The organism is Acidicapsa acidisoli (assembly GCF_025685625.1).
In the GTDB taxonomy this organism is placed as follows: domain Bacteria; phylum Acidobacteriota; class Terriglobia; order Terriglobales; family Acidobacteriaceae; genus Acidicapsa; species Acidicapsa acidisoli.
This window is the reverse complement of sequence record NZ_JAGSYI010000003.1, coordinates 936,551-960,237: the sequence shown is the minus strand read 5'-3', so window position 1 is coordinate 960,237 and position 23,687 is coordinate 936,551. Positions and strand designations below refer to the sequence as shown.

At 57.6% G+C, this 23,687-nt stretch carries 20 protein-coding genes; 9 read left to right on the top strand and 11 right to left on the bottom strand.

Features of this window, described 5'->3' with window-relative positions:
• Positions 1–24 precede the first annotated feature (24 nt).
• Positions 25–939, top strand: a complete 915-nt coding sequence (mmuM, locus tag OHL23_RS21880; protein WP_263354090.1) for a homocysteine S-methyltransferase — start codon at positions 25–27, stop codon at positions 937–939.
• Positions 940–942: 3 nt separating this feature from the next.
• On the opposite strand, the gene OHL23_RS21875 is transcribed toward mmuM, so the two are convergent.
• A complete protein-coding gene (locus tag OHL23_RS21875) occupies positions 943–2,154 on the bottom strand; it encodes an acyl-CoA dehydrogenase (RefSeq protein ID WP_263354089.1) in 1,212 nt (403 codons plus the stop codon).
• Between the two features lie 176 nt (positions 2,155–2,330).
• Between OHL23_RS21875 and OHL23_RS21870 the strand changes: the two genes are divergently transcribed.
• Positions 2,331–4,934 (top strand): M1 family metallopeptidase, encoded by a 2,604-nt coding sequence (locus OHL23_RS21870; protein ID WP_263354088.1) that lies wholly within the window; start codon positions 2,331–2,333, stop codon positions 4,932–4,934.
• Positions 4,935–5,139: 205 nt separating this feature from the next.
• Here OHL23_RS21870 and aspS read toward each other — a convergent pair whose 3' ends face one another.
• Both aspS and hisS read right to left on the bottom strand, forming a co-directional pair.
• Positions 5,140–7,023 carry an aspartate--tRNA ligase gene (aspS, locus tag OHL23_RS21865; protein ID WP_263354087.1) on the bottom strand — a complete coding sequence of 628 codons (1,884 nt, stop codon included), beginning with the start codon at positions 7,021–7,023 and terminating at the stop codon, positions 5,140–5,142.
• Positions 7,024–7,035: 12 nt separating this feature from the next.
• On the bottom strand, positions 7,036–8,328 hold the full coding sequence (gene hisS, locus OHL23_RS21860; protein ID WP_263354086.1) for a histidine--tRNA ligase: 1,293 nt from the start codon (positions 8,326–8,328) through the stop codon (positions 7,036–7,038).
• A gap of 44 nt (positions 8,329–8,372) precedes the next feature.
• Here hisS and OHL23_RS21855 point away from each other — a divergent pair, with 44 nt between their 5' ends.
• The gene (locus OHL23_RS21855) at positions 8,373–9,023 is read left to right on the top strand and encodes a hypothetical protein (protein ID WP_263354085.1); all 651 of its coding nucleotides are present in this window, start codon (positions 8,373–8,375) and stop codon (positions 9,021–9,023) included.
• A 49-nt stretch (positions 9,024–9,072) separates the two neighbouring features.
• Here the strand turns inward: OHL23_RS21855 and OHL23_RS21850 are convergent, their stop codons facing one another.
• Together OHL23_RS21850 and OHL23_RS21845 are read right to left on the bottom strand one after the other, a co-directional pair.
• Entirely contained in the window at positions 9,073–9,411 is a 339-nt protein-coding gene (locus OHL23_RS21850; RefSeq protein ID WP_263354084.1) for a BrnA antitoxin family protein, read from the bottom strand.
• Positions 9,374–9,664: a BrnT family toxin gene (locus tag OHL23_RS21845; RefSeq protein ID WP_263354083.1), complete on the bottom strand. Its 291-nt coding sequence runs from the start codon at positions 9,662–9,664 to the stop codon at positions 9,374–9,376. The genes OHL23_RS21850 and OHL23_RS21845 overlap by 38 nt, the downstream gene beginning before the upstream one ends.
• Positions 9,665–9,757: 93 nt before the next feature.
• Between OHL23_RS21845 and OHL23_RS21840 the strand changes: the two genes are divergently transcribed.
• The 3 genes from OHL23_RS21840 (at position 9,758) to OHL23_RS21830 (ending at position 13,435) form a co-directional block, all read left to right on the top strand.
• Entirely contained in the window at positions 9,758–10,810 is a 1,053-nt protein-coding gene (locus OHL23_RS21840) for an aldo/keto reductase (RefSeq protein ID WP_263354082.1), read from the top strand.
• A gap of 178 nt (positions 10,811–10,988) precedes the next feature.
• Positions 10,989–11,993 carry an acyl-CoA desaturase gene (locus OHL23_RS21835; RefSeq protein WP_396127394.1) on the top strand — a complete coding sequence of 335 codons (1,005 nt, stop codon included), beginning with the start codon at positions 10,989–10,991 and terminating at the stop codon, positions 11,991–11,993.
• Positions 11,994–12,322: 329 nt separating this feature from the next.
• Complete coding sequence (locus tag OHL23_RS21830; protein WP_263354081.1) at positions 12,323–13,435, top strand: glycosyltransferase family 4 protein; 1,113 nt, start codon at positions 12,323–12,325, stop codon at positions 13,433–13,435.
• A 33-nt stretch (positions 13,436–13,468) separates the two neighbouring features.
• On the opposite strand, the gene OHL23_RS21825 is transcribed toward OHL23_RS21830, so the two are convergent.
• The 3 genes from OHL23_RS21825 to OHL23_RS21815 are packed head-to-tail and all read right to left on the bottom strand — an operon-like array spanning position 13,469 to position 16,281.
• Positions 13,469–13,987, bottom strand: coding sequence for a gamma carbonic anhydrase family protein (locus OHL23_RS21825; protein WP_263354080.1), 519 nt, complete (start codon positions 13,985–13,987; stop codon positions 13,469–13,471).
• Between the two features lie 37 nt (positions 13,988–14,024).
• Positions 14,025–15,302 carry a Gfo/Idh/MocA family protein gene (locus tag OHL23_RS21820; protein WP_263354079.1) on the bottom strand — a complete coding sequence of 426 codons (1,278 nt, stop codon included), beginning with the start codon at positions 15,300–15,302 and terminating at the stop codon, positions 14,025–14,027.
• A gap of 13 nt (positions 15,303–15,315) precedes the next feature.
• Positions 15,316–16,281 (bottom strand): sugar phosphate isomerase/epimerase family protein, encoded by a 966-nt coding sequence (locus tag OHL23_RS21815; protein ID WP_263354078.1) that lies wholly within the window; start codon positions 16,279–16,281, stop codon positions 15,316–15,318.
• Between the two features lie 389 nt (positions 16,282–16,670).
• Between OHL23_RS21815 and rpsU the strand changes: the two genes are divergently transcribed.
• Complete coding sequence (rpsU, locus tag OHL23_RS21810; RefSeq protein ID WP_263338703.1) at positions 16,671–16,868, top strand: 30S ribosomal protein S21; 198 nt, start codon at positions 16,671–16,673, stop codon at positions 16,866–16,868.
• A 330-nt stretch (positions 16,869–17,198) separates the two neighbouring features.
• On the top strand, positions 17,199–17,558 hold the full coding sequence (locus OHL23_RS21805; RefSeq protein ID WP_317891715.1) for a zinc-ribbon domain containing protein: 360 nt from the start codon (positions 17,199–17,201) through the stop codon (positions 17,556–17,558).
• A 121-nt stretch (positions 17,559–17,679) separates the two neighbouring features.
• Here the strand turns inward: OHL23_RS21805 and OHL23_RS21800 are convergent, their stop codons facing one another.
• The 3 genes from OHL23_RS21800 to OHL23_RS21790 form a co-directional block, all read right to left on the bottom strand.
• Positions 17,680–18,465, bottom strand: coding sequence for a DUF4397 domain-containing protein (locus OHL23_RS21800; protein ID WP_263354076.1), 786 nt, complete (start codon positions 18,463–18,465; stop codon positions 17,680–17,682).
• A gap of 188 nt (positions 18,466–18,653) precedes the next feature.
• A complete protein-coding gene (locus OHL23_RS21795; RefSeq protein ID WP_263354075.1) occupies positions 18,654–19,961 on the bottom strand; it encodes an NCS2 family permease in 1,308 nt (435 codons plus the stop codon).
• A 335-nt stretch (positions 19,962–20,296) separates the two neighbouring features.
• Entirely contained in the window at positions 20,297–22,675 is a 2,379-nt protein-coding gene (locus OHL23_RS21790; protein WP_263354074.1) for a glycoside hydrolase family 31 protein, read from the bottom strand.
• 206 nt (positions 22,676–22,881) lie between these two features.
• Between OHL23_RS21790 and OHL23_RS21785 the strand changes: the two genes are divergently transcribed.
• Positions 22,882–23,466: a hypothetical protein gene (locus OHL23_RS21785; RefSeq protein ID WP_263354073.1), complete on the top strand. Its 585-nt coding sequence runs from the start codon at positions 22,882–22,884 to the stop codon at positions 23,464–23,466.
• The last annotated feature ends 221 nt before the right edge of the window (positions 23,467–23,687 follow it).

Below are 23,687 nucleotides of genomic sequence, written 5' to 3'. Positions count from 1 at the left end.
CTAGATCGCAATTATCATCAATGTATGACGTCCCGAGACCAAATCGAGTTTGCGCAGTTTCACGTTCTTGACGGCGGCATGGCCTCCGAACTCGAATTCCTCGGCGCAAACATCAGTGGCCCTCTCTGGTCCGCGCACGTCTTGGAAGATGCTCCCGAAAAGGTGATTGCAGTCCATCGCGCTTATCTCGAAGCGGGAGCAGATGTGCTCCTCACCGCCAGCTATCAGGTCTCTCGCATGGGCTACGCGGAATTTGGCCTCGACTCCAGGCGAGCCGACGCTGCGCTTCTGCGCTCCGTCGAACTCGCCTCCGAAGCTCGCGCAGAATTTCCCTCGCGCCGGGTGCTCGTGGTGGCATCCCTCGGACCGTACGGTGCAGCGCTGCACAACGGCGCCGAATATCACGGCAATTATGATTGCAGCTTTGCCGATCTGGTCCGATTTCACGGGGAGAGGATCGAGGTACTGGCCGATAGCAATGCTGATTTGCTCGCATTCGAGACGCTGCCCTCGATCGAGGAAGCTCGTGCAATCGGTGAGGCTCTCACGAATTGGCCGGATCTGGCAGCCTGGTTCACCTTCGTTTGTCCCGACTATCGCGCAGTCAGCCTTCAGGTGGCTCACGGCGAGGCGCTTCGAGACTGCGCCGCGCTCGCCACAAGTTTTTCGCAAACCGTCGCCGTAGGCGTCAACTGCACGCAGCCGAAATGGATTCCTTCGCTGATAGCTGAATTGCGCGCAGCGACCACAAAACCGATCGTCGTCTATCCCAACTCCGGCGAAGACTGGGACGCGGAAGCTCGCTGTTGGACCGGGACCAGCGATCCCGGAGAATTTGGCCAGCACGCGCAGCAATGGCGAGCCGCAGGTGCACAGCTTGTCGGCGGATGCTGCCGTACCCGGCCCGATCACGTCCGCCAGATCGCTGCCACGGTCTAGCCTTTACCGCTCCTGCAGACTTACCGGATGCGACAGAAGCTGCTTGGCAATCGTCATCAACTGCATGTTGGATGTGCCCTCGTAAATCTTCCCGATCTTGGCATCGCGAAAATACTTTTCAGCGGGATAGTCGCGAACGTAGCCATTGCCGCCAAAGATCTCCACACACTGACTCGCGACTCGTTCCGCGACCTGAGAAACAAAGTACTTGGTCATCGCTGCCTCGGTCACGAAGGCCAATCCTGCATCCTTGCGCCGCGCCGCGTTGTAGACCATCAGCCGTGCCGCCTCAATCTCAGTCGCCATCTCCGCAAGCGAAAACTGCACCGCCTGAAACTCCGCAATGGCCTTGCCGAACTGCTTTCGTTGCTGAGCATACCGCGCCGCATGATTCCACGCACCCTGCGCAAGCCCGAGCATCTGAGCGCCAATGCCGATCCGGCCCTCGTTCAACACCTCGATCGCGATCTTGTAGCCCTTGCCCTCTTCCCCAAACAGATTGGTCGCTGGAATCTCGCAGTCCTCAAGGATCACCTCGCAGGTGCTCGAAGCGCGAATTCCGAGTTTGTCTTCCTTGCGTCCAATTGCGAGGCCAGGCGTTCCTGCCTCAACGAGAAAGGCGGTTATCCCGCGATATCCGGCTTCGGGATTGAGATTGGCAAAAACCAGAAACACCCCAGCCTCCCGCGCATTGCTGATCCAGAGCTTGCGCCCACGCAGCCGATAGCCAGCGTTTGTCCTGACGGCCCGCGTCTCCATCGCAAACGCATCCGAACCGGAGCCAGCCTCGCTGAGCGCGTAGGAGCAGATCATTCCCCCGGCCAGTTTCGGCAGCCATTGACGCCGCTGCGCATCCGTTCCCCAGCGCCGAAATGAGTTGACGCAAAGCGTGTTCTGAATATCGACCACCAGCCCGACCGATGCATCGACAGCCGAAAGGGCCTCGACGGCAAGAATCGCTTCGAAAAAACTTCCGCCCGCACCGCCCAACTCCTCCGGAACCTCAATGCCCATCAGCCCTAGTTCCGCCAATTGCGCCACAAGACCAGGAGCGAACTGCTGCGCCTCGTCCATCGCCCGTACCTGTGGGGCAACCACCTCTGCGGCAAATCGACGCACGCTCGACTGCAGCAGCAACTCATCTTCGCTGAGTTCGGTGAGAGATTGTCTCGCTGCCGCGGACTTCGAGATCGACTCTGCTTGGGATGATGACAAGGAAACACCTCCGTAACTGCATGAAAACAGCTCAGGCTACCAGAGCGAGCGGAGGATCGACCAGTTTCCCGGGGTGGGATTACCATGATCGGGGACCAGACTTCGGCTCCGCTGGACTTCGTTCACTCTTTATTAACGTGCAAAAATAGAGATGAGTCATTTATTTAAGGATAACCATGCGCCTTTGCTTCCCTCGCATTTCCACGGCCACACTTTCTGTTGCCCTGACGTCTCTGTTTCTTGCCCACTCGCCAAACGCGAGCGCCCAGCGCCTTCCGCAGTCGGTCAAGCCGGAACATTACACGCTTACCCTTGCGCCGGACATCAAAAACGCAACGTTTACGGGGCGCGAGTCGATCGATGTTGCGGTCGAGGAGCCGGTTGACGCCATCGTCCTCAACTCTGCCGAGATCAAATTTCAGAGCGTAACCACCGTGCTCAATGGGAAGACGCTCACAGCGAAGGTCACCGAAGACGCCGACAAACAGCAGGCGACCCTGGACTTCGGCCAGAAACTCGCGCCCGGCAAACTCAAGCTCGAGATTCGCTATACCGGCATCCTGAATAACGAGTTACGCGGCTTCTATCTCTCGAAGACCGCGAAGCGCAACTACGCTGTCACTCAGTTCGAGTCGACCGACGCGCGCCGCGCCTTCCCCAGCTTCGACGAACCGGCATTCAAGGCGACCTTCGCTGTGACCCTCGTTGTCGACAAGGGCGACACCGCGATCTCCAACACCAACATCATTCACGATGTGCCGGAGTCCGGCGACAGGCACGCCATCACCTTTGCCACGACGCCCAAGATGTCCACCTATCTCGTAGCGTTTCTGGTTGGCGACTTTCAATGCCTTTCCGGATCGAGCGACGGAGTTCCCATCCGCGCCTGCGCAACTCCCGATCAGGTGCAGTACGGCGCATTTGCTCTCAAGACCGCCGAGTATGTTCTCCATTACTACAACACTTACTTCGGCATCAAGTACCCGATGCCCAAGCTGGATATGATCGCCATCCCCGACTTCGAAGCCGGAGCGATGGAAAATTTCGGCGCCATCACCTATCGCGAATCCGACATGCTGCTCGATTCCAGCCATGCCTCCGTCGGAGCGCAGCGCCGCGTCGGCCTTGTCGTTGCCCACGAAATGGCCCATCAATGGTTTGGGGATATGGTCACGCTCAAGTGGTGGGACAACACCTGGCTCAACGAAGGCTTCGCGACCTGGATGGAAGCAAAACCCCTCGAAGCCTGGAAGCCGGAATGGCGAATGGAGCAGGAAGTCGCCAATGACAATCAGGGCACACTCAACCTAGACTCGCAGCGTGTAACGCGCACCATCCGAGCCAAAGCGGATACTCCGGACGAGATCAACGAGATGTTTGACGGCATAAGCTACGGCAAGGCTGGAGCTATGCTGCTGATGGTCGAAAACTATCTCGGCAAGGAGACCTTCCGGCAGGGTGTGCATAAGTACCTTGCCGCGCACTTATACGGCAACGCCACGGCAGAAGACTTCTGGAATACCCAGGCGGAAGTAAGCCATAAGCCGGTCGATAAGATCATGGACAGCCTCGTCTCCCAACCCGGTGTGCCGATCCTGACCTTCAGCCCGGAACAGGGCACGAACGTTTCCGTGGCCCAGCAGCGATTCTTTCTCAACTCCAACGTGAAGAGCGACAAGTCAGAATCCTGGACATTGCCCGTCTGCTTCAAAACCCCCGGCGACGAGCATTGCGAAGTCGTAGCCTCCGGCCAGCAATCCCTATCCGCGCCCTCCGCGCCGTTCCTCTTCGCAAACGCAGAAGGAAAAGGCTACTACCGCAGCAGCTATCCGGAATCGGTCTATCGCCAGCTCATCTCACATGTAGAATCCGACCTGTCTCCCGAAGAACGTATCAGCCTTCTCGGCGACGAGTGGGCGCTTACCCGCTCAGGCAAATCCTCAGTAGACGCATATCTTGACCTGGTGACTGCGATCCGCAATGATCAGAGTGCCGAAGTCATCTCGCAGGCGCTCGCAAGCCTTAACTCGATTGACTCGCAAATCGCGAGCACTCCCGAAGAGCGCGCGCAATTCTCCGCCTGGGTGCGAACAAACTTCGGCCCGGCACTGAAGAATCTTGGTGATCCTCAACCAGCGGACACCGCGGACAAGCGCGAACTTCGCGCCGAACTGCTCGTTCTTGTCGCCGAACTCGGCAATGATCCCGACGCCATCGCAGAGGCCAAAGCGATCACCGCACGCAACCTCACCGATCCGGCAAGCGTTGACCCGACAATAGCCGGCGCTGCGCTGAACATCGCAGCCCGCAACGGCGACGAAGCGCTCTTCAATCAACTGCAAAAAAACAGCAGGGAAGCACTGAATGCCCAGGACCGCGCGAATGCTTTGCGAGCTCTGGAACTCTTCCGCGATCCTGCGCTTCAAAAGCGAGCCCTTGAATACGCCGTTTCCGGTCAAGTGCGCAATCAGGACGCAGCCGCATTTCTCGCAACCGAGCTGCGCATCCGAGATACGCAGGACAGCGCCTGGCAATTTATCCAGGACAACTGGGACAAAGTAACCGCTCAGTTCACAACCTTCGGCGGCTCCTATGTAGTCGGCGCAACCGGCGCATTCTGCAGCGCCGATCGGGCTGGCCAGGTCGCAGAGTTCTTCAACACGCACAAGGTCGCAGCCTCAGAACGAGCCCTCGCTCGCGCCAAGAATCAGATCAACGACTGCATCGACCTTCGCGCCGCACAGGAGCCCAGTCTGAAATCCTGGCTGAGCAAACAGTAACTCACTGCCTGTTAGTCAATTCAAACAAACGGGCCGTACATCCCCATGCGATGTACGGCCCGTTTTCTTGTCTGTAGCGTTTGCCCTGGTGGGGCAGTCTGAAGGGTGCGGGCTTTAGCCCGTACATTAAGCCCAGCAATATAAAAGGGCTTTAGCCCCTGAGGGTTGGTCTTTTTTTCAAACTGACCCACTACCTTTGCCCTGACTAACTTTTCAGGGCCACTCGAATATGCAGCTCTCTCAACTGCTGCTCCGTCACCCCAGTCGGCGCATCCACCATAAGATCGATAGCCTTCGCCGTCTTGGGGAACGCGATCACTTCGCGCAGACTCGGCGCGCCCGCCAGCAGCATCGCAATGCGGTCAAGACCGAGCGCGATGCCACCATGCGGCGGTGTGCCATATTCCAGCGCATCCAGGAAGAACCCAAAGCGCGCTCGCGCTTCTTCGTCCGTGATACCAAGCGACTGAAAGATCTGTTGCTGCACATCCTTGCGATGGATACGAATCGACCCAGAACCAAGCTCCAGTCCATTCATGGCAAGATCGTAGCAGTTAGCCCGAACACTGGCCGGATCGCTCATCAAGTTCGCCATATCCGCTTCAAACGGCGCAGTGAACGGATGATGCGCAGGCATCCACTTATGCGTCGCAGAGTCATACTCGAACATTGGAAAATCAGTAACCCAGATAGGCTGAAAAGCCTTTGTTCCCTCGGCTAACCTGCCCGATCCGAGAGCATACGAGTTAGCCTCGCTCACCACATCTTCCGTTACGCCAAAAGCTCCATGCCGCGCGGCGTATTTCTTCGCAAGCTCACTGCGGAAGTTACCCGCCGCGAGATAGACATTGATCTCGCGCTCCGAGAGCCGCCCCGGAAACTTCGTGTCGCTGGCATGAATGTGATGCGCCGGATCGCCAGCAACGATAATGACGAAGTCCTCATCCGCCGCCACAGCCAGTTCTCGCACCTTGGCCGCGGCCTCGGGGAATCCCTTGGCAAGCCGCTTGAAGTCGTCAATGAACTTCGCACCCTTTTTCTGATCAAAGAGCGGATGGTTATCCTCACGCTCCTTACGGCTCAATTCACCAACCTTAGGTATGCGCAGAGCCACCACCGGCAGCGCCGGGTCGATCTGCAACGCCGTCAGCGCATCCTCCGTGAAAGCAGCGCGAACATCGATCAGCCCCGGCAGCCGAAGATCGGGTTTGTCGCTCCCAAACTGCCGCATCGATTCGTCATAAGTGATCCGGGGAAACGGCGCAGCGATCGTAACGCCAGCCGCCGCAAATCCCGCCACCATGAACTTCTCGACCACCTCGAATACCGTCTCCTGCTGCGGAAAACTCATCTCCAGGTCGACCTGCGTGAATTCCAACTGCCGGTCGGCACGCAAATCCTCATCGCGGAAGCACCGCGCAATCTGAAAATATTTGTCAAAGCCTGAAATCATCAGGATCTGCTTAAAGATCTGCGGCGACTGCGGCAGCGCATAGAACTCCCCCGCATGCACCCGGCTCGGCACCAGAAAATCCCGCGCCCCTTCCGGCGTCGATTTGGTCAGAATCGGCGTCTCAATCTCCAAAAAGCCCTGATCGCTCAAACTCTGCCGGATCGCCAGCGTAATCCGGTGCCGCACCGCAAAATTGCGCTGCATCTCCGCCCGGCGCAGGTCGACGTAGCGGTACTTCAGCCGCACTTCCTCATTGGCAATCGCCTCTTCGGCAGGCGAAAACGGCGCAAGCCGAGCGTCGTTGAGGACGAGCAACTCGGTGGTCTCAATCTCGATCTCGCCGGTCGGCATCTTGGGATTGATGGCCAGCTCCTCGCGCAGACACACCCGGCCAATCGCCGCGACGACGTACTCGGGCCGAATCGCCTCGCCCTTGGCGTGGCCTTCGGGTGTCAGATCGCGGTCAAGCACCACCTGCGTAATCCCGGTCCGGTCGCGCAGGTCGAGAAAGATGAGATTTCCGTGATCGCGCCGCCGGTTCACCCAGCCCATCAGCACAACCTGTTTTCCCGCGTCCGACGCGCGCAGCTCTCCGCACACATGGGTCCGTTCCAGCTTGCCAATAAAATCGAGCACTTCAGATGTCCTTTACTTTGTCCGGGCTGCCACAAGATGCGCCGCCAGCTCAACCCGCGCAATCTTGCTTTGAATCCCGCTGGAGAAGTTCTTGACCGTCAGAATACCGGATTGCGCCTCATTTTCGCCGAAGAGAACGATTGTCCGAGCGACCTTGTCCGCTGCCTCAAAGGATTTCTTCAACCGGAAGCTTCCGTCGCCAAGCTCTATCCGCAATCCGCCACGCCGCAGCTCCCGCGCCAGCCCCAGCGCCGCAGGGTTTTGCGCCTCGCCAAGCGGAGCAATATAGGCGTCCGCCAACTCAGCCTTCGCGGCATCCAACTCCTGCAACGTCAGCACCAGCCGATCCTCGCCCATGGCAAAGCCAATCCCTGGCGCCTTCGGGCCGCCAATCGCCTCGCTCAGCCCGTCATACCGTCCACCGCCGAGCAGGGCATTCTGTGCGCCCAGTCCGCCATGCGTGAACTCAAACGTAGTGCGCGTGTAATAGTCGAGGCCGCGCACCAGCCGGTGATCGCGCTCATAGGGAACCCCGGCCGCATCCAGAGCCGCGCAGACCGCGGCAAAGTGCGTCCGCGAAGCTTCATCCAGCGAATCCGCAATCTTCGGCAGCGCGTCAATAAACGGTTGGTCATGCGGCACCTTGCAGTCCAGCACGCGCAGCGGATTCGTCACCGCCCGCCGCTGACAGTCCTCGCACATCTGGCCAACAACCGGCTCCAGCGCAGCCTTGAGCTTCGCGATATACGCCGGGCGATCACTCGCCGAACCGACGGAATTGATCTTGAGCGTCCATCCTGAAATGCCAAGCTCATCCAGCAGCGTGGCCAGCATCTCCAGCACCTCGGCATCGCGCACAGGAGACTCGCTCCCCGCCGAAACCGGCCCGATCACCTCCGCGCCAATCTGCGAAAACTGCCGGTAACGCCCTTTCTGCGGCCGCTCCCGCCGAAATTGCGGACCGATGTAATACAGCTTCTGCAACTGGCCCGTCTCGCCCAGCTTGTGCTCAATGTAGGCACGAACCACCCCGGCGGTATTTTCGGGCCGCAGCGTCAGAGATTGGGATTTCTCCGACTGCGCCCGCGCCCGATCCTCCCAGGTGTACATCTCCTTGGAAACGATGTCGGTCTCTTCGCCCACTCCACGGGCAAACAGCCCGGTGTCCTCAAAAACCGGCGTGCGAATCTCGCCGAAGTTGTATCGCTCAAAAACGGAGCGGGCAACGGCCTCAATCCGATTCCAAAGCGCCGTTTCCGGCGGCAAAAGATCCCGCGTTCCGCGCACTGCCTTCAATGTACTCATAGTGCTAGCCTTATCTGCAAAAGATTCCTCTTCAAGGATACAGGGTGCAAACGATGGTCCTTCACGCTACTACCTCAGCAATTCTCTTCTTCACCCCGGCTTCACCAGTCCCAGTTGTGGTTCAGCTTGTCCAAAAGTCGGAGCCTGAATCGTGGTTGAAGTGGCTACTTCCGACAGTCGTGCAGACGGTGGTCAGCTTAGCTTCCATCGCAGCCGGGGTATTGATTGCTTGGCGGTCATTTCTAGCTACGAGTGAAAGGGATCACGCGCGATGGGCTCTCGATCAAAAACGAGCGGAGTGGAGGGAACTGCTTATTGTCTTTTACGAAATTGGTAAGGACCACTTTCCACCTTACAAAGGCGAGGAAACCGCTCAAGAACTTGTGAGCAATCTTCAACATATTCAGCGTCGTCTCAGCAGTCTTCCGATGCAATTTATATTCATTGCTCAGCCGGTTTCAAATGTGGAGCGAGCGATAGAGGAGTTTGTACGTTCTTCAAAAAAAACTGCCGAGGAAATTGAGTATGTTTTACTTACTGGAAAAATAAGGCGGCTGAAATTACAAGATGCGTACGAGGGGCTCAGGAACACATACTTGCACCTAGTGAGGACCGCGAGAGGGAGGGCCGAAAAAGACCTTGGGATATATCAAAGAGTAGGGAAGGATGGTTTCATCATGGAGGGTTTTGATTAGGCAAACTATGCAGCGGCGTAGCGTTGCGCCCAGCAGAGATGTGGCGTTGTCAAGCACCACGCTTGATCGACTCCAGCAAAGTGCGCTCAATCCGCGTCTGCCATCCCGGCCCACCCGCCTTGAAGTGCTCAATCACCTCCGGCGACAACCGTAACGAAACCAGCTTCTTCGTCGGAGTCTTCTGCGGTCCGCGCTTGCCCCTGCGCACAACCTTCCCTTTGCGAATCAAATCAGCCTTGGCCAGCCACTCGCTCGTAGCCTTCCCGTCGTTCGGGTCATAAGGCCCGTCTTCCGGCTCATAAGGGATAGCGTCTCCCTCGCGATGCGCCAGTACCCGGTCCCAATCCGTCTCACTGACCTGATTCTGCTTCTCTTCTGTCTTCTTCATAGGCTTTGCGCTCCTCCCGGGATGCATTGCGAAACGAGATCACGCGAACATCGTCCTCAATCTCCATGTAAACCAGCGTCAGCAGCCTGCCCCTGAGTACCGCCAGCGCCACATCCATCAGCCGATACTCATCTTCGCGGCTGGCGTCATAGGTGCATTTATCCGGATTGTCGTAGATGAGATGAGCATCCCGAAAATCCAGCCCATGCTTTTTCAGGTTGGACAGTCTCTTTGCCTCATCCCAGATAAACACGGTTTAATTGTAGATACGATATGCTCTGCATGCAAGTGTAGACTGGTTAGCGCAGTCGGAACCGAAACCCACACAAGGTGCATCCAAATTCCCATGGAATATAGAATCCTCGGAGGCTCCGGCCTCAAAGTATCCGCGCTGAGTTTTGGCGTCGCCACATTTGGCGGCGGCAACGAGTTCTTCAAAGCCTGGGGTGACACCGATGTCGCCGAAGCCCGTCGCCTCCTCGACATCTGTTTCGAAGCCGGCGTCAACCTCTTCGACACAGCCGATATTTATTCTTATGGCAAATCGGAGGAAGTTCTAGGCAAGGCTCTTGAGGGCAAGCGCGACAAGGCCCTGATCTCCACCAAAGCCACGTTCCGCTTCGGCGACGGTCCCAACGATGTCGGTTCCTCGCGGCATCATCTGCGCAGGTCGCTCGAAGCCAGCCTTCGCCGCCTCAACACCGATTACGTCGACATCTATCATCTCCACGGCTTCGACGCCCTTACGCCGATCGAGGAAACTCTGAATACACTCGACAAGTTCGTTCGCGAGGGCAAAGTCCGCTATATCGCCTGCTCCAACTTCTCCGGCTGGCACCTGATGAAGTCGCTCGCCATCTCCGAACGCTACGGCTGGGCGCGCTACGTTGCTCACCAGGTCTACTACTCCCTGGTTGGCCGCGAGTACGAGTGGGAACTGATGCCCCTCGGTCTCGACCAGAAAGTCGGCGCATTGGTCTGGAGTCCGCTCGGCTGGGGACGCCTCACCGGCAAACTCCGCCGCGGTCAGCCAATCCCCGAGGTAAGCCGTCTCCACAAGACCGCAGAGATGGGCCCACAGGTTCCCGACGAATATCTCTACACTGTCGTCGATGCGCTGGACGCCGTCGCGAAAGAAACCGGCAAGACCGTACCGCAGGTCGCGCTGAACTGGCTCCTCCAGCGTCCAACCGTCTCCTCCATCATCATCGGTGCCAGGAATGAAGAGCAACTCCGTCAGAATCTCGCCTCCGAAGGCTGGAATCTGACATCTGATCAAGTAGCGCGTCTGGATCGCGCCAGCGAACAACCTCCGACCTACCCGTATTGGCATCAGCGCCAATTCACCGAGCGCAATCCGCTCCCGGTCCCTGAGCCGGCTGCCGCTCAGGAACAGTAAGATGATTCCAGGCGTTCCCGATTTGGGGCTGGAAACGGCCCCAGCGCCTGCCACATAGAAGCAAAACGTGCCAAATGATACAGATCATTCCACGAAAACCGATAACCCTAGCGATACAATCGGAGTACCGGTCAATTTCTTGTCGTTGACTCAGTACCCCCGAAAGGGAATAACACGGATGCCCCCAGTCTCACCGAACGTTCTGCAAGACCAAGCTTCTGCAGTCGTCACACAAGTCGAATCGCCCGCAAGCCGTAGCTCCAAGCCTGCATCTTCAGCCCGCGTTCTCGTTGGCAAAGAGGTGCATATGGGCCGCAAAGCCAACGGCGGGGGAATCAATTGGGTCACGGCCGGGTTTATCGCAGCCTTTCACATCGGCGCGGTTGCTGCTCTTTTCTACTTCAGTTGGAGCCGTCTTGCGGTAGCAGCTGTTCTCTGGATTCTGGCCATCAACTTCGGAATTGGAGTCTGTTACCACCGCCTGCTCACCCATCGCGGCTTTCAGACCCCCAAGTGGGTTGAGTATTGCCTCACCGTCTGCGCCACGCTTGCGTTGGAAGGCGGCCCGATCTTCTGGGTTGCCGTGCATCGTGTTCACCATCAGCACAGCGATATCGAGGGCGATCCACACACGCCAAAGGAAGGCGCCTGGTGGGCGCACATCGGCTGGATGGTTCTCGGCAAGTCGATGCACGCGAAGACAACTGCGTTGTCTCGCTACGTTCCCGATCTCTCGCGTGACCGTTTCCACGTCTGGATGAGCAAGTACCACTGGCTCACTCTCGTCGCCTGCGGATTGTTCCTGCTCGGCCTCGGCAGCTACATTGATCACGGCATCATGGGCGGCGTCAAGATGGTTCTCTGGGGCGTTTTCCTTCGCGTCACACTCGGCCTGCATGCCACCTGGCTGGTGAACTCAGCCACACACCTCTGGGGCAGCCGCCGCTTTGAAACCCGAGACGACTCGCGCAACAGCTTCTGGGTCGCGCTGGTCACCGGCGGCGAAGGATGGCACAACAACCACCACGCTCATCCCGTTTCGGCTCGCCACGGTCTTACGTGGTATGAGTTCGACCCGAATTTCTACCTCATCTGGATGCTCAGCAAACTCGGCCTGGCCCGAAAGATTCAGGTCGCCCGATTCGACAAGGCCAACCCCAAGCCTGCCGGGGCCCAGCACTAGACCAGATCGCAGGCTCGGCGCATATAGCATTTTCGGTAACGGTGTAGTCCGAACAAAAGCCATTTGCGTGGCCGTTCTATCAAGGAACGGCCACGCTCGAATAATTGATCGGGGCCGCAGTATCGCCGAGAATGCTTTCGTTCGCGGTCCGCGTCCAACCGTTGTCGACGGCCCAGAAATATCCACCCGTTCTTCCAATTGAGTTCGCCCACGAGCAACTACTTGTCAGACTCCTCTCGGAAACGAGTCGCGAGCCTCTTGGATGAGTAGTTGCTCTTTAGCGATGGAGAGAAATGATGCGATTTGCATGTCTGCACCATGGAGATCCCGTGTCCGAAGACCTTTGGTCGGGAATTCCGCTGAACATTGTGCGAACATTGCGTGAGTTGGGCCACGAAGTGGTTCTGATCGGGGCACTTCAGCCTCACGTTCCGGTTTTCAGTCGGGTTAAATCTGCCATTTACAAGTTCTTATTCAAGAAGGTATACGTAATCAACCGAGACCCCAGCGTCATCCGCGCTCGCACACCGGATGCGAATAAACGGCTCAGTCAGCTTGGCGCGGTCGACGCCATACTGGTCAGCTATCTGCCGGACGCTGCTTATCTCGAGAGTAAGTATCCCGTCGTGCTGCTCCACGACGCAACCTGGGTCCAACTGCTCGATTACTACCCGGGATACGAACGGAGCCGGTTGGCAGCGGAGACTGTTCGCGGCGGCATCGAACTAGATCGAGAAGCCCTGCGCCGTTGCGCCCATGCCATCTACTCCTCTCACTGGGCGACCCGGAGCGCGAGTCAGGATTATGGCGTACCAGATCACAAGCTGAGCGTGGCGCCATTGGGAGCGAGCATCGTCAATCCACCGACACGCACCGATGTGGCTGCCTATCTGAAACGGCGCGGCCAGGACACGATGAAGCTCTTCTTTCTGGGCAAGGAATGGCATCGCAAGGGAGGAGATATCGCGGTCCAGGTGGCCGCTGAGATCATGCGGCTCGGCGTTCCCGTCGAGTTGCATGTTGCCGGTTGCCAGCCGGAAGGCGAGATTCCGCCCTTTGTCAGGGCACACGGATCGCTGCGCAAGGATGTGGAAGCGCAGGCGCAGAAATTAAGAGGCCTCTTTGAATCCAGCGACTTCTTCATCATGCCCACACGCGCCGACGCATTTGGAATTGTCTTTGGTGAGTCTGCCGCCTTTGGTCTTCCTGTGATGGCATCCGATTCGGGTGGAGTTCGCGAAGCGGCGCGGGGCGAATGGAGCCTGGTGCCTCCACCCGGAACTTCTCCCTCGATCTATGCACAATGGGCTGTCTCGCTATTTCGAAACCGCGCCGAGTACGAACGGTTGAGCTGGCTCGCCAGAGAATCCTACGAAAATGATCTGAACTGGCCAAGCTTCTGCCGCCATCTCATTCAGGTCGTAAGCGAATGTGCTCATTAATCTGAATTAGCTGAGTCTGGGCGAGGAGAAAATTTACCGCCCAGTCTCCCGCAAGTAGATCTCCGTATAGTCCAGATAATTCTTCGCATACATCAGGATCAACTCACGGTCTTTATCGTCCAGTTCCCGCCGCATCTTCGCCGGCACTCCCGCCCATAGCGTGCGAGGCGGAACAACCGTTCCCTCGGGCACGACAGCACCGGCTGCAATAATCGATCCCTCACCTATCCGCGCATTGTTCAGAACCACGACGCCCATTCCGATCAGCACTGCATCCTCGACCACACAGCCGTGGACTGTAGCATTATGGCCGATCGTGACCCAATCACCTACCGTGACCGAATACAGATAACGCTGCCCATGGAGCACCGCGCAATCCTGCACGTTGGAGTTTGCGCCGACACGGATCGAGTTGACATCGCCGCGCAGTACCGCATTCATCCACACGCTTGAGTGCTCGCCGATCTCGACGTTCCCAATCACCTGCGCCGAAAGGTCGACATAGCTGCTCTCCGGCACCACCGGATGCCGCCCCTGATAACTCCGAATCATCTACTTCGCCTCCACCGGCGCAAAGCCTGCCTATAGCCTATCGGAACTGGCTCATGTCGATCGTCATCGCATACTCCTCGCCGTGCTGCAGTTGTTCCTCCCAGGTCACTTCGCGCCCAAGTTTTCCGGCCATCCGTCCCAGCATGCAACTGAGCGCGGTCTGTACGCCGTCCGCCGCCTGGTTATGAAACTTCCCGGAAACAATGCTCTCGATAAAGTTCCTGTCTTTTTCGCGATCGGCAAAGGCAAGATTGTCACTGAAGGCGCCATTTGCGGCAAAGTTCGCGCCTCCAGAGCTGGACGGGGCAGCCTGCGCAACATCCTTCCACTCCCACGCATTCTCGCCGATGATGCGCACCGGCCCCGAATAAGGCGCCTCCGCGTGGCCCTTCGAGCCAAAGATGCTCTCCGAGACATTGAACCATCCATCCGTCCCGAACTGGGTCGAAGAAAAGCTCAGATGCACGTCTTCCGGATAGGTGTAGATCACCTGGTAGTTGTCCCAGCAATCGCCGAAATGCGTCAGGACATTTCGTCCGCCGGTAGCCGTCGCTTTGATGGGATGGCTCTTGAGTATCCAGTTGCAGATATCGATGACGTGGATATTCTGCTCCACCAGAATGTCGCCCGAGAGCACGCGATCCCACAGCCAGTTGCGCAGCCGAAGCTCGTCGGCAGAAACATTTCCCCGATCCGGATAAGAAGAAGCTGGCGCGTAGTAATGTGCGGCAATGGCAGCGATCTTTCCCAGCGCTCCGTCATGAATACGCCGGACTACCTCGGCAATGGGCGGAGCACTGCGCACCTGGAAGCCGACATCCAGGCTCACCCGTCCCTCCGCGCGTTTGCCGATCTCCAGCGCCTGCCGAGTCTGGGCCACATCGACGCCGAGGGGCTTTTCGCAATACGCGTGCTTGCCCGCCGTCACCACAGCGTCCAGATGCTGCACATGAAACCACGGCGGAGTCGAAATCTGCACCGCATCCACACTGGACGAGGAAGCAATCTCTTCAAACGCCTTGTGGCCGCGAAACATCAGCTTCGAGTCAATCGCCGGAACTCCCAGCTTTTCATTCACCTGGTCGAAATGCGCCTTCCCCGTTTCCAGCTTGTCCGGGAAGATGTCCGCCAGCGCCACGATCCTCGCCGAAGTGTTTTGCGCAAACGAGGTTGCAACCGAGGTTCCCCGATTGCCGCACCCCAGCAGGCCCCAACGCACCGCCGAGTTCGCCTCGTAGCCAAATGCCGTCTTGGGGTTCAAAATCATCAGGCCCGAGGTTCCTGCCAGGCCGCCAACGAATTCTCTTCGATTCATGTCTCTGTATCCTTTATGCCAGCAGAATCTTTGAAATGATTCGTTCCAGATAAACCTTTTCAGCTTTGACGTCCTCAATCTGCTGCGGTCCCGAAGTCTCGCGCTCGATGGTGACTGCACCCGTGTAGCCGAGCTTATGCAGCTTGGTAAAGACCTGCTCAAAATCGACTGCCCCGGAGCCAATCAACACCTCTTCTCCAAGACGCATCGGGTCCGTCGGCCACTTCCCATCCTTGGCATGAACGCTCCGCACGTAAGGCCCAAGGATCTCCAGAGCGTCCGAAGGGTTCGCCTTGCCGTACAAAATGAGATTGGCCGTATCCAGTCCAACGCCAAGATTGGGCAGATTGACGTCTTTGAGCGCCCGCAACATCGCCGTCGGCGTCTCCTGCCCCGTCTCCATCAGAAATTCCTGCCCATTTCCGGCGCAATGCTGTGCAACTTCGCGAATAGCAATCACAGTGTCTTCGTAAAAGGGGTCCTTTGGGTTCTCGGGAATAAAACCGCAGTGCGTCTGCACATGGCTTATCCCGAGCAGCTTCGCAAAATCCGAGGTCTGCCTGAGCGCATCCATTCTTGCGGCCCGGCTCGCCTTCGGAACAAGTCCAATTGTCGAAGGTCCATCCACGAAGTCCCAAACCAGCCGTCCCGGACCAACCACCTCCGCGCTCGTCGCAACGACCTCATACTTCTCCAGAAGACTGCGAAATTCCTGTACCAGTGCGGGCGTAAATTTCCCGACGTAAGCATCCAGTTGCAGAAAGCAGTTCGACATACCCAGATTCTTGACCCGGGAGATCACGGCCTCCGGGTCGTTGCCAACCGGGATCATCAATCCAACCGCCATGGGCTTCAATGCCGGCTGCGCCATTTCGGCGCTTCCCACGCCTGCTGAGAGTGCATACCCCAATGCCCCCTGGGATACCAGCGCAGAGCCGCCTGCTGCAACTGCGCCCGCCAGAAAATGCCTTCGATTCATACTTCGATCCATGGCCAACCTCTTTCCGTGGTGGGTTAGTTTGAAGGGTACGGGCTTCAGCCCGTACATTAAGTTCCGCAATATCAGGGGGCTTCAGCCCCTGAGGGTTGGCCTGTTTCGAACTGACCCACTATCCCTCTTTCCTTGCCAGAAAGCAGGAGTCTGCAAGAACTCCAAAAAGTAAACGATGAACTCGCAGCGGATTATATCGTGCCGGTACCAGCTTGCGTGCCAGGCTGCGGCGAAGTCGGCCCTCTCCAGACCTTCGTTCCCGGTTTGCAAACCAGCGTTTTCGTCGTCGGGTTGAATTTCCACCCACGATTGGCCCAAAACGAAAAAATCCCGTATTCTGGTGAGAGCCACTAGGCAGGTCAGGAGGTGTAACCCCTTTGGCAGAGGTTCGCGTACAAGAAGGCGAGCCGCTTGAGAATGCGCTCCGCCGGTTTAAGCGGAAGGTTCAGCAGGAAGACATCATCAAGGAAGTCAAACGTCACTCCTACTACCTGAAGCCCGGTGAAAAGCGCCGCGTCAAGGAAGCACTGGCGCGCAAGCGGAATCGCAAGAAGGCTCGTAAAGAGCAGGACTAATTTCATTCCGGTCGGGTGCCTCACTCTCAACCCCAGGGAGTCAGGTACCCGGTCCAGCAACGAAGGCGCAACAAAGCTGCATCTGGCTCGTCCCCTGGCTACGCAAGTTCTTAGCCGGGGTTTCGGTTCCAAGGCTGGCAAATTCATTTGACTGGCCGAGGTAAGATCGAGATTCTCACGCCGGATTGCAACCGCTAATTCATTGAACGTTTAACCCATCGCGCAACCCCACAAAACGCGCGATGAACAATTCCGGGCTGCCCATACACAGCGCAGTCCTTGGAATCGCCGCTACTTATCTGGTGCGGCTCGGGCCCCAGTCTTGAATTCATGTGTTTGATTCTGGCGATCGGCCAACGAGCCCCCTGTGCGCTTTTTGTGGCCTCCGGCGACGCCTGCATCAGAAAGCCGGAGATGGAATTCTCTGATCGGGTATTGAAGTGTGTCGTTTGTGGGAAGGACTTTGTCTTCACCGCCGACGAGCAACGATTCTTTCATGCAAAACAGTTCGCCAACGACCCCAAGCACTGCAAGGAGTGCAAGGCCCGCCGCGCCGCGAGTTCCTCCCGCACGCGTCCCGAAACTCGCACGACTTGCGCGGAGTGCGGCACGGCGACCACGGTTCCATTTCGACCAAACCAGGGCCGCCCGGTACTATGCCGCGCGTGCTACGAAAAGGCGACGGTCTGAGGGAAGCGCGTTCAATCAAACTCCCAGGTAGCCAACGCCACGGGACTGCGCCGAACCCGAGAGACAAAGCGCAGTAAGTCTCTGACTGAGTTTGCGTCAGAGTTTGTGTTAAGCGCGAAACTCAGTCCACATCGTCGGCAATATAGACCTGCACCGGCTCCGTGACGAGCAGCGGATCGACAATCAGCACCGTCCGCACTTCGCCGCCGACGAGCGGGAACGCAGCCGACGTGTAAATGGTCGTTACGTTGTCGGCAAGCGTAGTTCCCGTCGGCGCGATCACCATGTATAGCGTCGAAGAAGGAATCGTCACGTAGCCGGAAATCGCCCCTACCGCCAGCCCGATAATCACAGGCTTCGCGGTCGCAAACACCGTGTTGGAAGTTCCAGCCAGAAAGTACACATCCACCGGCCCCGTCGATGGCGCCTGATTCAGAAGTCGAAACTCTGAGTGCCCGCTAGGCGCGGCAGTCGATTGATCCTGCAGAACCGTCACCTGGTACACCGCGCCAATGTCCGAGATCAGCGCCGACTGGCTCGTCCCCGCCAGCAGTGAGGTATTCGCGCTCACCAGCGTCTTCGTGCTGGTCGTCGCAGTTACCTTCACCGCGGCATTATTCGTCGGATGCAGGCTCGCATAGCTCGTAATGCTGCCCTGGCCAAGGTTCCCGGCCAACAATGTGCCCTCGACATACAAGTTCAGCGACGGAGCATTGTAGGACGCGTCGATGATCCGCAGCTGGCTCACCGCAGTCGATCCGGAGATTGTCTGGCAACCAGCCAGCAGCAGCGAACCAGCCAATGAAACCACGGCAGCCGCAAGCAAAGCCGCAAGCGACAACTCAGTCGGTCGCTCCGGAACCTGCATCCGGTTCGTCTGCGCACTCCATCGAAATCTGGAAATCATCCCCGAAATCCTACCGGAGATACGCATAAACTGCTCCGTCATGAATTCCTAACGCCCAACATTCCCCGGCCATACCGCTCAAATTGCGCTGGGACTTCATCCTATGTGGAATGGCTCTTGCCAGTTTAACGGCTTCTCCAGTTCCATCCAGCTCGACAGCGACGCGGCGAACCATTTCCCGCACCACCTCAACTTGCCGAAAGATACACAAACCGCACGAGAAACAGAGCAGCCAGCAAATACAGCAGCCAGTCCCTGCGGCTCAGCTTCCCCGCAGCCAGATGTAACACCGCCCAGGCGATAATCCCAAACCCCAGCCCGTTGGCGATCGAATACGTCAGCGGAATCAGAATCACCGTCAGAAACGCCGGCACAGCCACCAGCGGCTCCGTCCATCGAATCTCCGTGACCGTCGTGAGCATCATCGAGCCCACCAGAATCAGCGCCGGTGCAGTCGCAGCCGACGGCACAATCCCGATAAACGGCGCAGCCACCATGGCAACCAGAAAGAGCAATCCCGTCACAATCGCAGTAATCCCGCTGCGCCCGCCCGCCGCCACTCCAGCAGTCGATTCAACATAGCTCGTGACGGTGGATGTTCCCGTGAGCGATCCCGCCACCGTGGCAGCGGCATCGGCAAACAGAATCCGGTTAAGCCGCGGAATCGAATGATCTGCCGCCAGCAACCCCGCGCGCTTCGTAACCGCGACAAGCGTCCCGAGATTGTCAAAGAGGTCTACAAAAAAGAAGACAAAGACAATCTCCAGCAGCCCCACGCGAAAGGCCCCGGGGATGTCCAGCTTGAAAGCAGTGGCCGTCAGGCTCTGCACTCCGCCCCCGGCGCGGGTCCAGTGGGTCAGTCCCAGCGCCCACGCAGCAGCCGTCACCGTCAGCACGCCAATCAGAATCGACCCCTTGATCTTCCAGATCTCCAGCGCCACCATCAGCCCCAGCCCAAGCAGCGACAGCGCCGTCGTCGGATCCTTGATATTGCCGAGCTGCACCAGAGTCACCGGACTCTGCACCACAAGCCCCGCCTTGGTCAGCCCGATGAACGCAATAAACAACCCAATGCCGCAGGCAACAGCCGCATAGAGCTCCTGCGGGATCGACCGCAATATCAACTGCCGAATCCCAAACGCAGTAAGCAGCAGAAACACCGTTCCCGACAGAAAGACCGCTCCAAGCGCCGTCTGCCATGGAATATGCATCTTGATGCAGACCGTATAGGTGAAGTAGGCGTTCAGGCCCATTCCCGGCGCCAGCGCAATCGGATACCGCGCCACCACTCCCATCAGAATCGATCCCAGCGCCGCCGACAGACAGGTGGCCGCAGTGACCGCCGGCAACGGCATCCCGCTCTGCGCCAGAATCGCAGGATTCACCAGCACGATGTAGGCCATCGTCAAGAACGTAGTCACCCCGGCCAGTACTTCCGTGCGCCAGTTCGTGCCTAGACGAGAAAACTCAAAATAGCGTTCCAGGAAAATCCGCATAGGTAGATAAACCTAAGCAAACCACACCCCCGCCATTTCCCCAAGCAATTTCCTCACCCGCATGACAGCGGTATCGCCCGCGTCTTCCATTCCAGTCCGTTGGATTTGTGGTTGATCGACGAATACTCGCTTCAGCCCACAGCGCTTTGATGCACATATAGCGCCCACGCTATATCGAAAAAGCGCGTCAGGAAACAAGACACATAACGCCAATATTCGCCGCAAATTCAACTCATCGAAAACAAACCACATCCAACAAATTCACTTGACAGGCTTTGTCTAAGAACGAAGCGCTGAAATGTTCCACGTGGAACAATGAGTGTTCCACAGTCCAATCACGGCTTCACGCGGACCTTTTCGCCCGAGTAAGCCACAGTCTTTTCCGCCGTCTCACTCGCCGCAACTCCCGCTCCATGCGCGGATTTAACAAGGACTACGCGAAACGTCCGCTTCTCCAGCATCCCCGGAAAACTCCCCTCGCGAGCGCCAATCGTGAGCGTTTGCGAGGCATCGTTCCAGTGCATGGAGATTGTTGCATGCGCGCCCTTTTCGTAGTTGTAGTTGTCATTCTCATCTTCGTAGAGCGTAAAGTCTCCATCGGCTCCAGGATAAACACGCAACTCAGTCGGATCTTCCGGCTTCTGCGTTGTCCACTCCATCGTCGGGCCAAGCGGCAAAATCGAACCTGCACGCACATACAGCGGCAGCCTGGCGAGTGGCGCAGAGGCCTGCAACGTTTGTTCGCCTTCCAGCTTTTCGCCGGTCCAGAAGTCATACCACGTTGCCTTGGGTAAATAGACAGAGCGGCTCGTTGCGCCCTGAATGTAAACCGGATTCACCAGAATCGAAGGCCCGAACATGAACTCGTCGCCCGTGTTCTGCGCTCTCACATCGGTGCGCCAATCCATCACCAGCGGACGCATGATCGTATAGCGCTCGCTGGTAACGCGCCATGCTTCGGAGTAGATATAGGGCATCAGCCGATAGCGCAGCGTGTCGTAATCCACCAGGATCTTCTGCGTCTCAGGGCCGTAAGACCAAAGCTCGTTTTCGCTGGGATTGCGCGTTCCATGTACACGGAAGATCGGCGAGAACGTACCGAACTGAAACCAGCGAACAAACAGCTCGCGGAACTTCGGATCATTCAGATCTCCGCCGGAGATGAAGCCGCCGATATCCGTAGTCCAGTAAGGCATTCCTGAGATTGCGTAGTTGAGCCCGGCGGAGATCTGCCGCTGAAAGGTCACAAAGTCCGAGAGCACGTCGCCGGACCAGGCGGTTACACCGTTGCGCTGCGATCCCGCATAAGCTGACCGCGAGAGGATGAAGACACGCTTCTTGTCCGAAGCCGCACGCTGTCCGTCGGCTACACCGGCTGTGTGGAAATTCGGAAAGACGTTGGCATAGCGCGCGCCGCTGCCGAGATGAAGTTGGTGGTCGACGAGGATGTTGTCGGCGCGGCCCTCGGTCTCTGGTTCATCCGTGTCCAGCCACCATGCGTCCACGCCATCTGGCGCGCCGTTCTTGAAGAGCGCGGTGTTGGCGTTGTCCCAGTAGTACTTGCGAGCCTCAGGATTGGTCGGGTCATACAATGCCTGACCGACTGGATGAAATCCGCCGACCTGAGTCTTGGCGATGAACCAGCCGTTCTTGTCCATCGTCTCGTATTCCTTGGAACCGGGACGGAAGTACGGCCAGATCGAAACCATCAGGTGGAAGTGCTCGTCGTGCAGGGTCTTGATTAACGCAGGTGGGTCGGGATAGTTCGAGTTCCATTTCATCTCGCCCATGTTCACCCACCAGAACCAGTCCTGCACGATGTTGTCGACGGGGATGTGCAGGTCGCGATATTTGGCCGCAACGGACTCGAGTTCCGCCTGCGACTGGTACTTGTTCTTGCACTGCCAGAAGCCGTAGGCCCAGCGGCCAAACATGGGCGCATCGCCGGTGAGTTCGCGGTAATGAGCAATGATGCGATCCGGTTCCGGTCCGGCGAGGAAGTAGTAGTCGACTTTGTCGGCTACTTCAGCGGTCAGATACAGCATGTGAACGAAGCGATTATTGACCTGCGAACGCGAAGGGTTGTTCCAGAAGATGCCGTAACCGTTGCTCGAAACGAGCAGCGGAATCGCTATATCCGTGTTTTCCTGTGACAGATCCACGGTTTCGCCGCGGTAATTCCAGACGCCCGCCTGGTGCTGTCCAAGGCCGTACAAGCCTTCTTTGGAACCATAAATCGCGAAAAAGACTTCGGCGTGGTTTGTCCTTTCGCCGTTCACTTCGGCGGGATGCAACTGGCGGTAGCTGTCGGTCGTGAGCCTCTGTCCGGCGAGCGTTTCATAGGCCAGTGCGCCTGTGCTGCGATCGATGATCGCCTTCAGTTGAGCCGTGGTCAGCGTGATCGTTTTGGCGTCGGACTCGACAGTGAATTGCGCTGGCGGCCAGTCCCGTTTGGCCAGGACGCCATCGGATGGATGTTCCTGAGCGCCAGACTCAGGACCGTAGGTGATGTGCAGGATCGCCGGGGACGTGACCTGAATGCGCAGGACGCCTGCTGTCTGGTGCACTTCCAGCCCATCTGAAATCTGAGTGAAGCTGGTGACTGGGTTCGGCGGGTTCCACTGCGCGCGAGCCACGCAAGCCATAGAAAGCAAAATAATTAGCGAAGAAAATACGGCAATTCGGGAGAAGATTCGGCGGGGCTGCAGATTCACGGGGAGGACTCCTGTCACCGCATCAAGGATGCCAGAAGACTATAACTAAATTGATTTACTTGAGGCAATGGCAAACCTGAAGTCATCCCGATTTCGGTATGGCTCACTGGAAAGGAACCAGTTTCATTAACGGATGGGATCGGAAGTTCGCGGCAATGTAATCTGCCGTTCATTTGCTTCTGGGGCGAACAGGGCAAGATGAAGGCATGAATCCCATTTGCTCGACTGAAGTCAGCCATTGCGAAGTGGCGCGCTGGAACTGGAATTTTGCCTGGAATTGGAAATGCGCGCTGATGAGCGCGACGGCGCGGTCGGTGGTATACGCCGCGGCGGTGGCGCACAGTCGGAATCGAGATGGGTTCGCAATCGTCGTGGTTGAGATGGCTTATGTGACGCTGACTTCGGGAGTCTACGCAGGGTTGCAACAGGCGGCATTGGGATTGCGCAGGCGCTGGCTTGGAGACCTGGGAATCGTGGTGGGTGTGCCCGGGCTTGCACAGTTGCTGGATTGGCTGCTGCACAGGACGGTCGGCGCGCCAGCTCCGCATCGGGCCCTGGTGAGCGTGTGTGTCTTTACACTGATCTCGGCGCTTTTTCACAGGCATGTGATGCGGCATGGGACCTTTCTAACGGGCAAGCAGGGGCGCTCGATGGCCGATGACTTCCGCCGGATTCCGCGGCTTCTGCTCAGCTTCGTTCTCGAGCCAGTCGTTTTGTTTCGGACGATGCCGGTCAGACTGGCGCAGGTGTCTCGAACAGAGAATTCCCAGGATATCGAATTGGCCGCATAACTCAGTGGGCAGACTTTCGTATATAGAAAGCAGTAAACAGTTTTGATCGAGATAACTCGCTTCAAAACACTCGCGGTGCGAAATTCTCTCTCATTCTTGTTTCGCGCTTGCCATAGTCCCTATCCTCCGGTTAAGTTGGCATAGCATCCCCTAACTCAAAACTGGAATCTGCGCGGGCTGACTGCCGGCGGAAAGCGGTTCCTTAAGTTAATTATTCATTG